At 38.9% G+C, this 14,777-nt stretch carries 10 protein-coding genes; 7 read left to right on the forward strand and 3 right to left on the reverse strand.

Translation table 11 applies throughout. The features are described 5' to 3' along the window. Window positions 1-8: 8 nt before the first annotated feature. The 3 genes from V7D18_RS04400 (at window position 9) to V7D18_RS04410 (ending at window position 3,311) form a co-directional block, all read left to right on the forward strand. The gene (locus V7D18_RS04400; RefSeq protein WP_426151933.1) at window positions 9-1,385 is read left to right on the forward strand and encodes a hypothetical protein; all 1,377 of its coding nucleotides are present in this window, start codon (window positions 9-11) and stop codon (window positions 1,383-1,385) included. A 15-nt stretch (window positions 1,386-1,400) separates the two neighbouring features. Then, window positions 1,401-2,333: a glycosyltransferase family 2 protein gene (locus tag V7D18_RS04405; protein WP_426151827.1), complete on the forward strand. Its 933-nt coding sequence runs from the start codon at window positions 1,401-1,403 to the stop codon at window positions 2,331-2,333. Between the two features lie 69 nt (window positions 2,334-2,402). Beyond that, window positions 2,403-3,311, forward strand: a complete 909-nt coding sequence (locus tag V7D18_RS04410; RefSeq protein WP_426151829.1) for an Rpn family recombination-promoting nuclease/putative transposase — start codon at window positions 2,403-2,405, stop codon at window positions 3,309-3,311. Between the two features lie 64 nt (window positions 3,312-3,375). On the opposite strand, the gene V7D18_RS04415 is transcribed toward V7D18_RS04410, so the two are convergent. The 3 genes from V7D18_RS04415 to V7D18_RS04425 form a co-directional block, all read right to left on the reverse strand. Beyond that, a complete protein-coding gene (locus V7D18_RS04415) occupies window positions 3,376-5,202 on the reverse strand; it encodes a GH25 family lysozyme (protein WP_426151831.1) in 1,827 nt (608 codons plus the stop codon). 131 nt (window positions 5,203-5,333) lie between these two features. Further along, window positions 5,334-6,425 carry a cell wall-binding protein gene (locus tag V7D18_RS04420; RefSeq protein ID WP_426151832.1) on the reverse strand — a complete coding sequence of 364 codons (1,092 nt, stop codon included), beginning with the start codon at window positions 6,423-6,425 and terminating at the stop codon, window positions 5,334-5,336. A 118-nt stretch (window positions 6,426-6,543) separates the two neighbouring features. Next, entirely contained in the window at window positions 6,544-8,370 is a 1,827-nt protein-coding gene (locus tag V7D18_RS04425; RefSeq protein WP_426151834.1) for a phosphotransferase, read from the reverse strand. Between the two features lie 469 nt (window positions 8,371-8,839). Here V7D18_RS04425 and V7D18_RS04430 point away from each other — a divergent pair, with 469 nt between their 5' ends. From V7D18_RS04430 to V7D18_RS04445, 4 genes are all read left to right on the forward strand, one after another. Continuing rightward, window positions 8,840-10,522, forward strand: a complete 1,683-nt coding sequence (locus V7D18_RS04430; RefSeq protein ID WP_426151836.1) for a cell wall-binding protein — start codon at window positions 8,840-8,842, stop codon at window positions 10,520-10,522. Between the two features lie 169 nt (window positions 10,523-10,691). Beyond that, complete coding sequence (locus V7D18_RS04435) at window positions 10,692-12,263, forward strand: O-antigen ligase family protein (RefSeq protein ID WP_426151838.1); 1,572 nt, start codon at window positions 10,692-10,694, stop codon at window positions 12,261-12,263. Between the two features lie 284 nt (window positions 12,264-12,547). Beyond that, a complete protein-coding gene (locus V7D18_RS04440; protein WP_426151840.1) occupies window positions 12,548-13,909 on the forward strand; it encodes a sugar transferase in 1,362 nt (453 codons plus the stop codon). A 63-nt stretch (window positions 13,910-13,972) separates the two neighbouring features. Next, a complete protein-coding gene (locus tag V7D18_RS04445; RefSeq protein WP_426151842.1) occupies window positions 13,973-14,776 on the forward strand; it encodes a glycosyltransferase in 804 nt (267 codons plus the stop codon). Window position 14,777: the final 1 nt, after the last annotated feature.

Below are 14,777 nucleotides of genomic sequence, written 5' to 3' on the forward strand. Positions count from 1 at the left end.
GTGAAATGATGAAACAAAAATACCTTTACTATACAGTCCCTTTCCTGGGAACGATTTTCTGCCTCTGGTACATCTTTGCGGCAACCTGTGATGGGATATACTCAGACTATGTCCGTCTGGTAAACAGCTATCTTCCCAATGTGTTCGATCCAGGATTGTTTTTCGTACCGGATATCCTGACTCGTATCCCAATCAACTATCTGGCAAGAATTATTAATGTAACTTTTTTTGATTATAACATCATGTTTGACCGGGTACTTGGCGTTATGGCACTTGGGCTTTCCGGTGCGGTGATAACTGGATACTGTATTCGTAAAAAGCTCTCCTATGGCTGGTTTCTGGTACTGATGGCCGTATTTTTCAGTCTGAATAAATGGGAGATGTTAAATAATGGAAGCGGATTTGCACATTTTCTTTCATTTGCGCTTTTCTACTATCACTATGAAGTTTTGGATCGGTTATGGAACGGTGATGACTGCTTTCGTGACCGTATTTATCTGATTGTACTTCCGTTTATTACAACCCTTCTTGTGGCAGGACCGTATTGCGCCATCTATTCTGTGACCGTGCTTCTGGCCTGCATTGTGATGTTTCTGCTTAAAAGACGGAAATTGGGGATTTGGCCGATCATTTACGGAATTTGTACTCTTGTTCCGTTTCTTTTATATCTATGGAGCAATCACTATGCAGTGGAAGACCATGATGCGTCTGCGACGGTCTCACTCCTCACCCAGCTCATGGATACTCCTGGATTTTTTGTCCGTTTTTTTGTAAAATCCTTTTCTTCCATGGTAATTGAAGGGGAGAGAGCTGAAGAGATTTTTCGTACAAATGCTCCTTTCCTGATCATGGGTCTCATTGTGATCGCTTTATATGTGCTGGCTCTGTGGTATAACTGGTATTACCGCCTTTATGAGGAAACCATTCTTCCTGTTATTTTAATTATGTCGGGAGTATTGAACCATGTGCTGATCGTGCTGGCCAGATGGATCTTTCTTAAGGAGAATTACGGGCTCAGCTCCAGATATGCCCTTCAGTTTCAGACGGGTATACTTGGAATTATTCTTACCTTTGCCTTACTTTTCAGAAAGAGGAGATACCGGATTGGTTCAGGTGTGAAGCTGGCAGCGGGAATTACCTGTTTTGTATTTCTGACAGGAAACTGTTATACCACTTATACTGAAGTAAAAAAAGCGCCTCACCGGAAAGCAGCTTATGAACGGAGGGCAGAACTGGCCCTTAGATTTGAACAGGTGACGGATGAAGAGCTCCGTGCCAATTTCGAATACCGGCTGGGTCGGGAAGACAGCGGACAGAAAGTAAGAAGTGCACTGACTATATTAAAAGAGAATGGTTACAGTGTATTTCGAGAGGGTAACCAGTAGCTAAGGAGTAAATTTATGAAAAAGACATTATCGGTCGTTGTATCATGTTACAATGAAGAATTGGCGCTTAACCGGTTCTATGAGGAAACGGCCAGCATTTTGAAAAATCTAAGCTGGAAATATGAGCTTATCTTCGTAAACGACGGAAGCCAGGATCAGACTCTTTCTGTACTTACCCGTCTGTCTGAGTCCGATGACCGGGTAAAAGTTATAAGCTTTTCCAGAAATTTTGGTCATGAAGCAGCCATGATTGCCGGACTGGATTATAGTAAGGGTGACGGAATTGTGTGTATGGATGCAGATTTGCAGCACCCGCCGGAATATTTGTCTGAGATTGTAAAAAAGCTGGAAGAAGGTTACGATGTGATCAACATGGTCCGTACCAGAAATGAATCAGCAGGCTGGTTTAAAAATTTTGCTTCCTCCGCATTTTATCGTCTGATCAATGTGCTGTCTGATGTGAAATTCGAGCCAAACGCTTCTGATTTTTTTGCAGTATCCGGAAAAGCGGCAAAGGTGCTTAAAGATAATTACAGAGAAAAAGTACGCTTTCTGAGAGGATACGTACAAAACATCGGATACCCCAGAACTACGATTGAATATGAAGCCAGAACCCGGGTTGCAGGAGAAAGTAAGTACAGCATTAAGAAATTAATTGCATTTTCTGTAAATACCATTATGTGTTTTTCTAATCTCCCTCTGAAGCTTGGGATTTATGCCGGCTGCGGTGCCGGTATTCTTGGAATTATCATGATGATTTATACCATATGGAGCTGGGCAAGAGTGGGAACACCAAGTGGGTATGCCACGATTATTGTTCTGATTTGTTTTATGTTTGCAGTTCTGTTTTTAATTGTAGGGATTATTGGAAATTATATTGCGATTCTGTTTGCCGAACTGAAGGACAGGCCGATTTATATAGTTGAGGAGACCAAAAACATTCATTGATTCCTTTTTCCTGGAATGATATAATAAACTCAGGATTATTGATTTCCCCTGGAGAGGGAAAGGAAACAAATGATAAAGTATAAACCGTATGAGCAACTTGAGCTTACGGACGATTTTATGTTTTCTTATGTGATGCGCAGTAATGGGGAATTGTGCAGACAGCTGTTGGAAAGCATACTAAATTTCCCCATAGACAGAATTGATTTTATCAGCTCACAGGAAACCATTGATACTTATGCATCTGCTAAGGGTGTAAGGCTTGATGTTTTTGCTAAAAGCGGTAATAGGAGTTTTGATGTGGAATTGCAGACATCAAACAAAAGAGATCTGCCGCAGAGGAGCAGATATTATCAAAGCCAGTTGGATACTGCCATGCTTCAGAAAGGGCAGATGTATAAAGAACTTGGAAACAGCTACATTATATTTCTCTGTACCTTTGATCCCTTTGGATTTGGACAGTATATTTACAGTTTCCAGAACAGATGCACAGAGTTGCCGGAAAAAGTACTCAATGATGGAGCTTACAAAGTTTTCGTGAATGCCCAGGGAACTCATGGAGTAATTTCAGACGAATTAAAGGAATTTCTATTGTTTTTAATATCTCCTGGGGAATTTCAGGCAGGAGCGAATAGTAATCTGGTTAAGAAGTCAATCGTTGGCGTGGAGGAAGGACGCAGAAATGAAGAATGGAGGTTGATCTATATGACACTGATGACTAAGTTTGATGAACTTCTGGCAGAAGGACTGCAACAGGGATTAGCAGAAGGTCTTCAACAGGGATTAGCTGAAGGTCGGAGAGAAGGACTGCGGCAAGGGAAACTGGAAGGAATGGCGGAAGGAAGACTGGAAGGTGAAATCCGAATTGCCCGACTTACTGAAATTCTGTTGTCGGAAGGAAAACTAGATGACTTACAAAGATCCGTTACTGATACAAAATTTCGTGAACAAATGTACCTGAAATATAAATTATCCAAGTAAGGATGAAATTAAAATATGAAAGGCCTGGGATTTTTATATCCCAAGCCTTTTCCTATCTGGTTGTTTAATGTATTCCAGGCCCGATCTCCCTGCCCGGTGCGGTTTCGCTTACTGTTCCCGAATTGCCGGAATTTGCACTGCCTGTTCCACCAGAATTATTCTGTGGTGTTGTACCAGGTACAGCAGGTTGTGTTTCTCCAGTGGTTTCCTGAGTTGTTTCAGCAGGAGTCAATGTACATACACCGTCTGCATCTGCCGTATAGGAGACACCGTCTGCTGTAAAAGTTTCTGATACTTTCATCTTACCGTCAGAAGGATTTAAGTAATACTGCTTGCCATTTACCGTTATCATACCTTTAGCCATAGCACCGCTTTCACCGAAATAATACCAGCTTCCGTCTACCTGTCTCCAGCCAACGGTCATCTTACCTGAGGAGTTGCTTAAATAATATTTAGCCCCCCGGTCATCCAGCCATCCGGAATGCATCTTACCATCACCTTCCAGGTAATACCAGCTTCCGTCGGCATTTACCCAACCGGTGCTCATGGTACCATTGGTATTGAAATAATACCAGCTGTTATCCAGCTGCTTCCATCCAGTAGACGCACTGCCATCATCAGCCATGTAATATTTAGACATTCCGTCTGTATGCCATCCAGTTACCATAGAACCGTCATTATTTAAATAATAGCGTTTGTTATTTAAGTCAATCCAGCCGGTTGCCATAACACCGCTATCCTGTAAATAGTACCGTTTTCCATTTAGATCCAGCCATCCGGTTTTCATTTGTCCATTGGTATCGCTCATATAGTAATGCTGGCCGTTTAAATCAACCCAGCCCGTAGCCATGGTACCGTCAGAATTTAAGTAGTATTTTGCACCATTATCCAGCAGCCATCCGGTATTCATAGAGCCGCCTGCATTGAAGAAATACCATTTATCGGAAAGCTGTTTCCAGCCGGTAAACATGCGCCCGTTGGTATCATCAAGATAGTAGCGCTGTCCGTCTTTATCAAACCAGCCGGTAGAAAACTGCCCCTCATTGTTCATATAAAACCAGCCGGTTCCGTCGTTGATCCAGGTGTTCTTCTGCATAGCATAGTTCTGATAATAGTAAGTCTTGTCTCCGATTTTTCTCCATAGATTGCCTGGCAGCTTTGGAGTCAGATCCTGATACAGAAAATCAATATCCACATTTCCGTTAATTCCCTGAATCTGTCCGGTGCTGCTAACCTGCCACATAGCCGGGTTCTGGTACGTATGCTTTGCTTCATAGCGGGCAACCCATATATCATATTTCATCTGAGACAAATCAATCTTATTTGCCAGCCAATAGTCGTTAGCATAAACAAGGGGATGATACCCGGCTTCTCTTATACGGTCACAGAACGCGTTGATGATCTGGCTTACCTGATAGGGCGGGAGAGTTCCCAGTGTGGAACTGTCCTCTGCATCAAAGGCAATGGGAAAAGAAATGGGATAGTCCTTAACAAGATCCAGAACAAAGTCCGCCTCAGCTCTGGCCATATCTGTGGTGGTAGCCAGGGAATAGATATAGGCACCTACCTTCAGTCCTGCTGCTGAGGCACCCTGTACATTTGTGTGAAAATTAGGGTCAATTACACCTTTGGAGCGGGTTCCAAGCATAACGAAACTGACATCATTGGCAGCAACTGCCGTCCAGTCCACATTCCCCTGCCAGCGGGAAACATCAATTCCTCTGGCGATTGCCTCTTTTATGACAGTGCCGTCTTTTAGCTGATAATAACCATTTACCCGTTCATAGGGCGCTGCCTGAGTGTTCATAACCGGGTAGAAGCCTGCCGACATGCCGATGAAAGCGCTGAGTGCAGCAGTAGCAAAACGCATACTGATTTTCGTGTATCTCAAAGTTATATCCTCCTTTGTTCCTTTAAGTATTATTAGAGAAAAATGTTCCTATGTACACAAGAAGACGAAAAAATAAGTGCGGGCATCTGCGGAAAGGAGCAGATACCCACACAGAAAAATCCCGTCAAAGATCAACCTGGTCCATTGGTTAATCCAGGTGCTAACTGATATGTACCGCTGCCGGAAGTATTTGATGTTCCGCCCGGCGTGTCGTTGGACTGACTGGTGGGAGGGCTGCTTAAATTACCCGCTCCTGTAGATGTTCCGCCCGGACCTCCGGAATTAGTCGTAGAGGTGCTTCCAGGGGCATTGCTGTTGCTGCTCGTACCTCCGGGAGTGTTGCTGCCTGTCGTACCTGTAGGAGTTCCGGAAGAGCCGTTCTGATAAGCCCCGTTGGAACCGAAGCTATAGCTCTTACCATCAATGGTGAGTGTGGTATTCGCTGCCATCTTACCAGTTGATGGATCAAGGTAATAGTAAACGCCCGAAAGCTGAATCCAACCGGTAGTCATATGTCCTGAATCGCTGAAGTAGTAGTAGGACCCTTCAATCTGTTTCCAGCCATGAGCCATCTTTCCATTGCTGGTATCCATATAGTACTTGTTGGTACCGTCACTGAGCCAGCCCGTCATCATCTTGCCTAATACTGATTTGGAATCAGCATTCAGATAGTAATAGGCATTGTCAATCTGTTTCCAGCCGGTTACCATCTTGCCGTCAGAACCGAAATAGAACCAGTCATTGCCAACCTGTCCCCATCCAATGGTGCAGGTGCCGTCTTCTTTAAAATAGAACCAGCCGTTGTCCATCTCTCTCCAGCCGGTAGCCATAGCGCCGTCACCTTTCATATAGTAGTAACTGTTTCCTATCTTTAACCAGCCTTTTACAAGAACTCCGGTATCGTCCATCAAATAATAATATTTTCCGCCGTCCTTGATCCATTTGGTAGCCATGGAACCGTTAGAATGGAAATAATACCAGTTTCCATTAATTTGCTTCCACCCGGTAGCCATGATACCGGTAGTTAAATCAAGATAATAAAACGTACCGTCAGATGTCTTCACCCAGCCTTTATGAACAGATCCGTCCCCATCTAAATATTTCCAATGTGAACCTTCCTGCACCCATCCCGTTGCGGCCCAGGCTGTATTAGCCGGTATCAATGCTGCGGTCCCTACAAGTCCTGCAAGCAGCAGAGCCGCTGTTTTCTTTCCGTATCGCATACCGTTTACTTCCTCCTGCTTTAGCCATTTCTATTTTACATATAGGGACATTATAACATAGTGCGATTCATAATACCTAAACATTTTATTACGATTTGCAGACAAATTTCCAAAAATGTCAAAATTTCGGTAGTCCCTTACATTTTTTATAATAAGTTTTGGCATACCGGTACATGATTATGGTGTATTCGCCAAATTCCTCTCCCAGAAAAGCCTTATAAATAGCCCAAAGGCTCCATAAAAATCCACCCAGAGCCATATAGGCATAAACAGTGAACCGTTCCTCAGTGGTTGGATTCCGTTTAAGATAAATCTCAATGAGCCGGTCAGTTTCTTCTTCATTATAATAGGAATAAATTGCGCACATGGAAATATCAACAAGAGGATCACACATACCGGCATATTCCCAGTCGATCAGACGGACCGTTCCATCCGGAAGCATAAGGAAGTTGTCCACCACCGTATCCAGATGGGACAGAACCTTTTTATGCCCCAGCTTGTCTAAATTCTGTAAAAGTTCAGCCATCTGGCTGCGAACCTCAGAATAATCCTCAAAGGGAACAGCTCCATACCGCTTGCAGAGATTTTCATAGAAATCAATTCGTTCCTGGAAATCAAAGCTGTGGGAAACTTCAATTCCCGATTTATGAAATTCCCGTACAAGTGCCATGCAGCGGCTGATCTCCTCTAAGCTGTCAGGCTTGGCATTGTGGGCACCCTCATAAAACTCCGCAATCTTATATCCGGATTCTCCATTAAAATAAATAACCTTTTCCGTAATATCATATTGAGAGAGAGCATCGTAAACCGATTTCTCCTGCTGTCTGTTAATCAGCAGTTCCGTACCAGGTCCGGGAATCCTGCAGATATAATGCCGGTCTTTAATCTTAAACAGAAAAGATTTGTTAGTCATACCAGCTTTTAAACATCTGATTTCCGTAATGTCAGATTCCGGAACATTAAAAACCCTGGAAACCAGCTCTAAAGCTTCATTGTCAGAACGGTGCTGATACTTGATATCGAACCGCCGCAGTTCTTCCAGATTTTCAAATTCATAAACCTCATCAGCCGGTCTCCGGTTAATATACAGTTCGATCTCACGTCCTGCTTCAGAGAGTTCCGGAAGTCGTTTTGCTGCTTCGCCTGAAAGCATCTCCATTAAGACATTCTCCCAATAAAACTGCTCTGTTCCAGGAATTTCATAATAAGCTTCCAGAACAGGCAGAAACTGATCTGAGAAGGATTTAGAGAAGAAAACAGGTCCATACATCACCCATTTGTCCTGCCCCCCAACAGTCACGTTTAAAATGCGTCCCTTCTTATTATAATCAAAACACCATTCAGAAGTTTCTCCTTCCATATAAGAGGAGGAGTACCAGGCGCCCCCTTCGTAGGTATGATACATATTATGGCGCATCCAGTTATCCGAGGAAAGAAGATACATATTTCTGTTTTTAAATAATTCCCTGGCATGGTAAATAGTAGCCAGAGTATTCTTCTTAGAGTATTCAGGATTGTAAAGAAGCCTGACCTTATACTTATCTATAAGGTATTCAAACTTTTCTTTCAGATATCCAACTACGATTGTGATGTCAGTAATACCTGCCTCATGCAGTTGCCGGATCTGGCGCTCGATCATGCGCTCACCAAATACTTCTAAAAGCCCTTTAGGGGTCTCGAAGGTCAGCGGAACAAAACGGGACCCGAAGCCGGCAGCAATGATTACCGCTCCATCAACCTTATGCTGGTCAAGAAGAGCCCTGCCGGCCGGAAGCAGTTCATATGATTCATTCATTTTCCCAGGTGCTATCAGTTCTTTTTCTATACAGTCCTTTACCAGGCTGTTTGCAGTTCCAAGTGAAACCATAAGTTCCTGAGAGATCTCTCTTTGTGTGACTGCTGGATTTTCCAAAACAAGACGGCAGATAATAACATTACGATTCATATTAGTTAAACCTCCACATATAGTAAATTGAGTTTGATTATGCGTTCAAAAAAATATTAGTACATATTTATATGAACATTATACCATTGAACTGGTAAAAATCAATAGAGGATTGGCATTGGAAAAGGTGTGAAAAAAGCCGATAAAATAAGACTTTCTACAAAAAAAACGAAGCTTTGTATTTTTAAAAAACAATTTTTCCTAAAAAAAGCCATTTCGTAATATTTACGTAAGAAAATGAACAGATAAATGTTATAGCATTTTTACAAAATATGTATTATAATGTTCCATGTGATGGAGGAATTGATAGCTTCTTCCGGAATTGTAAATATTTTTTTGAATTTGCAAAATATGCAAAAAAAGTAAAAAAAGTATTGATAATTTCCATTATAGGAAGTATAATTACCTCGTAATGCTATTAGGAATTTCAGAAAGTATTTCAAAAAGAAAAAAGGAGAGTGCATTAATTATGAGAAAGCAGACTAAATTAGTTGCTGTTTTATCTACAGCAGCACTGCTGGCATTAGGCGCTTCCATGTCCTCTTTCGCAGCTACTGGCTGGCAGGAAGAAAATGGTACATGGGTGTACTATGACAAGAGCGGAGACAAAGAGACAGAGAAGTGGGAAAAATCTGGTGACAACTGGTTCTACTTAAATGATGATGGCGAAATGGCTACCGATGTTATTGTTGAATACAATGACAACTACTATTATGTAGATGATAACGGTTCCATGGTAACCAATAAGTGGGTTTCCATTGAGAATGAAAATTATGATGGAGACAATGAAGATGAGCCTGTAAATCACTGGTACTATTTTGGTGCTAATGGTAAAGCTTATAAGAGCTCAAGCACCAGCAGCACAGCTTCTTTCAAAACCATTAATGGTAAAAAATATCTTTTCGATGATGAAGGAAAGATGTTATTTGGCTGGATCGGTTCTGACGGCGAGAGAAAGACTGGCGATACAGCTTGGCAGGAAGGCGATTATTACTGCGGAAATGAAAATGATGGAGCACAGGCAGCTGGCTGGGCATCTCTTGACATCGTAGATAGTGATTATACAGAAGATGAAGCTTGGAAATCAAGCAGCAACGTATTTGATGATGAAAACCAGACTCGTTGGTTCTACTTCAAGAGCAATGGTAAGAAGATGACCGAAGAGAAGGGCAAAACCATCAATGGTAAGAAATACAGCTTTGATGAGTATGGCCGTATGAATGCAGAGTGGGTTATCTATGATGCTACACCTACAACAGCTAAGGTTGCTTCAGGTAGCATCACAGCAACACAGGGTTCTGCAGATTACACCAAAAACTGGAGATATTATGGTACACCAGAAGATGGCGCAAGAGTAACTAAGGGCTGGTTCAAGGTTGTTCCGGATGAGAATCTTTATGAAGATAAGTATAATGATGATGAAGATTCCTGGTACTATTCTGATAAAGATGGTAAATTAGTTGCTTCTGAAATCAAGACAATTAATGGTAAGAAGTACCTCTTTGATGAATACGGAAGAATGAAAGATGGACTGAAGTTCGTTAAGTTTGAAACCGGTAGCACGACTAATGTTGAAGCAATCGCATCTGATGATACATTCAGCGATAAGAAGTTTGATACAGAAGACAACTTTAAAGAGAATGCTAATGAATTATTAGATATGGGCTACTTATGCTATTATTTCGGAAGCGGCGATGATGGTTCCATGAAGACTAATAAGCAGAATGTTTCTATTGATGGTGAGTCTTTAGGATTCCTGTTCAACAAGTCTGGCAGCTATAAGGGCGCTGGTAAGAATGGCGTTGATAACAAAAAGTACTATATGGCTGGTATGCTTTTAAGCGCTGATAAGGACGACAAGTATGCAGTTATCAAGATTGATGAGACTGGTACAGCACCAAGATATTCAATCTTAACTACAGACGAGTTCAAGGATGAGTCTTATGTAAGCTCTGCTGCAATTCCGACAGGAAAAGATTATACAGAGTACTATACAGTTAATAATACAGCTGCAGAAGCAGCTCACATTAGCTACAAGTTAGTAAATACTAGCGGTAGCGTACAGAAGAGCAAATCAAAAGCTAAAGATGGTAACGATCGTTGCTATAACTTAACTGGCGAGAAGATCAACTACATCTATGTAGAAGACTAATTGCAGGATTAAGATTAAGTAATCCATTAGGAATCGGTGATAAGGTAACTTATCACCGATTTTTAATGGATCTTTTTGCAGATTATGTAATATGTGAATTAGTTGCAGGTTTAGACATAGAGTGATATACTAAGAAATAACATAATCGGAAGAAAGGAAATTTTTAGGTATGTCAACAAATACTAACAATGAAATCAATAAAAAAAATAACCTAATATCAACAGTGCTTGGGATATATGTATTAGCAATTGGGTTTGGCTTTCCTTTGGTGGTTAGAGATCGATACTTTGATATTCTTATTTTCAAATATTATTATTATTGTTTTTGTACGATAACTATGTTTGCTATGTTGCTGGGATATTATTTAACAGGGAGAATCAAATTTACTATTTCGGCAATAAAGAAATTTCGTATAAAGTCTTTTATTAGTAAATGCTCAGTATTAGATCTTTTTATATTACTGTATTGGTTCATTGCATTAATATCGACATTAACTTCTGATTATTTGTATGAGGCATTTTGGGGTAACGAAGGGCGTTATACAGGTCTTTTTCTGATAACGTGGTATGTGGTGTCTTACTTTTGCATAAGCCGTTTCTGGGAATTCAAAAGTTGGTATATTGATCTTATTTTGGTAGCAGGCGCATCAGTGTGTTTGTTTGGCATTACTGATTATTTTAATTTAGATATATTTAAATTTAAGGCTCCAATGCTCCCGGAACAGAGATCGATTTTTACATCCACACTAGGAAATATAAATACGTATACTGCGTATGTGGGAATTATTACTGCTATAGCTACGGTTTTATTTGCGACAGAAAAAAAACGTATTAAAATGTATTTCTATTGCGTGTGTATGATAATTGGTTTCTTTGCTATAATAATGGGAGTAAGCGATAATGCTTATTTATCATTAGCTGCGTTGTTTGGATTATTACCAATTTATCTTTTTAAAAATAATTCCGGTGCTAAAAAATATCTTATAATTTTGGCAATTTTTTTCACTGTAATACAATGTATAGATTGGATTAATATTTATTTTAAAAACCATGTCCTCGGAATTGACAGCGCTTTTAATATAGTAATTGGTTTTGATAAATTGCACTATTTAGTGATTTTATTGTGGACTATAGTACTTCTTTGGCATTTGCATGATAGTAAGAAAAAAAATGAACAAAAATCTTATGGAAATAAGTTAATACGCATATGGTTGATATTAATGGCTGTTGCTTTATTATTCATAGTATATATTTTGTTTGATTGTAATATTGCTGGTAATGCCGATAGGTATGGATTTGCAAGTAATTATCTACTTTTTAATGATGAATGGGGAACACATAGAGGGTATATTTGGCGGAATGCTATAGAATGTTTTAAAGAGTTGCCTTACTGGAAAAAGATGGTTGGTTATGGACCTGAAACATTTGGTATTTTACTATTACAAAAAACGGCTAATAATCCTTATAAAGAAATATTTGACAGCGCTCATAACGAATATTTGCACACATTATTAACTGTTGGGATATTAGGATTAACTGCCTATATCATTTCTATTTTAGCATTTATAAGAAATTGCTTTAGTGATAGGAAAAATAATGTTTATATTGCAGCAATAGCATTTGGCATTATTTGTTATAGTGCTCAAGCATTTGTTAATTTAAATCTTCCTATTGTTACACCATTGCTGTGGTTACTCATGGGCATTGGATCAGCAAGATCATCTGTAACTCAAAAAGAATAATAATATTATACGTACCAAAACCATTGGCAATCTTAAATGATATAATCGGTTTTGGTATTTTTCTCGACATTACCACTTTTTCACCTTAAATGGATAAATGTCCTATTTTTAATAAAATATTAAAAAAATTCCAAACTTTTTCGAATGCGGTAAAGTTGCGTAAATCACTACTTGATGGTATACTGTACAGAGGTTAATTAATCAGAAACGACAATAAATAAAAATATAAGTATATTATAGATTAACTAGTATAACTAACAAATAAAAAGTAGATGATAGGTGTTATGAATAATTCAAGAGAAAATTATAAACGATTAATAAAGATGCTGTTTTCGACAGTCATTATGTTAGGATTGGTAAGTATATATTCCTTTGTATGGATTGGCTATTATAACCGCTATGTGTTACAAATGCCATTTTTCAGAAGGGGTAATTGGGTAATAATCTTATTATATTCGGTTTTACTAATGTTTTTTATGAATACATATGGTGGTTTTAAAATAGGGTACTTAAAGAATACTAATTTGATTTATTCTCAAGCAATTTCAATAATATTTACTAATGTTTTTGTTTATTTTCAAATAGCGGTTATTGATAAACGCTTTGTTACACCCATCTACATTATTATTATGACTTTAGTTGAGTTATTGTTTGTATTTGTATGGACACTGCTTTTCCATTTTGCTTATAGGCAGATATTTCCACCTCGTAAAATGCTTTTAATAGCAGGCGATAGAAAGGATTATCATCTAAAGGATAAAATTAATTCCAGAGAAGACAAATATGAAATTTGTGCAGAAATATCTTATCGAAAAAGTATGAATGAGATACAAAACATGATTTCTCAATATGATGGCGTTATTGTTGGTGATATGCCATCTCATGAAAGAAATCAAATAATAAAATATTGTTTTAGTATTGGTAAGCGTTCTTATAGTGTACCTAAGATTTCTGATATCTTGCTTAGAAGTTCTGATGAAATGAACCTCTTCGACACCCCATTATTGCTTTCGAGAAATTCAAGCTTGTCAATAGAACAGCAATGGATAAAACGATGTGAAGATATTATTGGTTCAACAATAATGCTTATTCTTTTTTTTCCTATATTTTTAGTTGCTAGCATCGGAATTAAACTAACGGATCAGGGACCAGTTTTTTATAAGCAGGAACGATTAACAAAAGATGGTAAAGTATTTATGATATATAAGTTTCGAACAATGATTGTTAATGCTGAGAAAAAGTCTGGTCCAGTATTGGCATCTGAAAAGGATCCAAGGATTTTACCCATAGGGAGGTTCTTGAGAGCTACAAGAATGGATGAATTACCACAGATATTGAATATATTGAAAGGTGAAATGTCGCTTGTTGGTCCTAGACCAGAGAGACCGATGTTGGCTAATGAAATTGAAGATAAGATCCCTGAATTTTCATACAGGTTAAAAGTCAAAGCCGGTCTTACTGGATATGCTCAGGTTTATGGTAAATATAATACCAATTCTTATGATAAATTAAAACTCGATTTGACGTATATACGAAATTATTCGTTACTTTTGGATTTAAAACTGATTTTTATGACACCCAAAATAATGTTAATAAAAGAAAGCACGGAAGGGATTGCAGATGAACAGAATTCTGTACTTAAGTAATATCTGTTCTAAAAAAACTGAACATAAGCACTTTTGAAACAAGAGAGGGTGATAACCAGACCAATGATATCAGTTCTTATGAGTGTTTACAATAGAGAAAATCCAGAATATCTGGATAAAGCACTTGCAAGCATATACCATCAATCGTTGCAGCCGAATGAAGTGGTACTTGTAGAAGATGGTCCAATTAGTACAGACTTGGAATCAATAATTAAAAAGTACCCGACACTAAAAAGGGTGCGCCTGCCTGTAAATTTACAGTTAGGCAGAGCTTTGCAAACTGGATTATGTGAGTGCAGATATAAATATGTTGCAAGAATGGATAGTGATGATATTGCCGCTCCTGATAGATTAAAAGTGCAATACGAGTATCTAAGGAACCATCCGGAGATTAGTGTTGTGGGGGGAGATATAGCGGAGTTTGCGGAAGAAGGTAAAATTAAAAGAGTCAAACGAATGCCATCAACTCATGGAAAGCTGCAAGAATATGGGAAACTAAGAAATCCGCTTAATCATATGACTGTAATGTTTAAAAAAGATGATATAGTACAGATCGGGGGATATGAGCATTTTCCATTGCTGGAGGATTATCATTTGTGGAGCAGATTATTGGCGGCAGGTTACAAAATTGCTAATATTCCCAAGGTATTGGTATGGGCGAGAATAGGTGAAAATTTTGCGAATAAGAGAGGCGGATTTAAATATTTTAAACAGTATAAAAAACTTAGATATGTTCAGCTGAAACTCGGATATACTAACATTATAGAATATACACTTGGTGTACTGTTAAGTTTTGCAATGACTATGCAACCTGCAAAAATGCGCAATTTAGTGTACAGATTGTTAAGGAGAAATATTAAGGAGTGAG

The organism is Lacrimispora sp. 38-1, assembly GCF_049890855.1.
Classification (GTDB): Bacteria; Bacillota; Clostridia; order Lachnospirales; family Lachnospiraceae; genus Lacrimispora.

Coding starts and splice junctions, on each gene's coding strand:
- V7D18_RS04400 (WP_426151933.1), top strand. CDS start 9: ATGAAACAAAAATACCTTTACTATACAGTCCCTTTCCTGGGAACGATT.
- V7D18_RS04405 (WP_426151827.1), top strand. CDS start 1,401: ATGAAAAAGACATTATCGGTCGTTGTATCATGTTACAATGAAGAATTG.
- V7D18_RS04410 (WP_426151829.1), top strand. CDS start 2,403: ATGATAAAGTATAAACCGTATGAGCAACTTGAGCTTACGGACGATTTT.
- V7D18_RS04420 (WP_426151832.1), bottom strand. CDS start 6,425: ATGCGATACGGAAAGAAAACAGCGGCTCTGCTGCTTGCAGGACTTGTA.
- V7D18_RS04425 (WP_426151834.1), bottom strand. CDS start 8,370: ATGAATCGTAATGTTATTATCTGCCGTCTTGTTTTGGAAAATCCAGCA.
- V7D18_RS04430 (WP_426151836.1), top strand. CDS start 8,840: ATGAGAAAGCAGACTAAATTAGTTGCTGTTTTATCTACAGCAGCACTG.
- V7D18_RS04435 (WP_426151838.1), top strand. CDS start 10,692: ATGTCAACAAATACTAACAATGAAATCAATAAAAAAAATAACCTAATA.
- V7D18_RS04440 (WP_426151840.1), top strand. CDS start 12,548: ATGAATAATTCAAGAGAAAATTATAAACGATTAATAAAGATGCTGTTT.
- V7D18_RS04445 (WP_426151842.1), top strand. CDS start 13,973: ATGATATCAGTTCTTATGAGTGTTTACAATAGAGAAAATCCAGAATAT.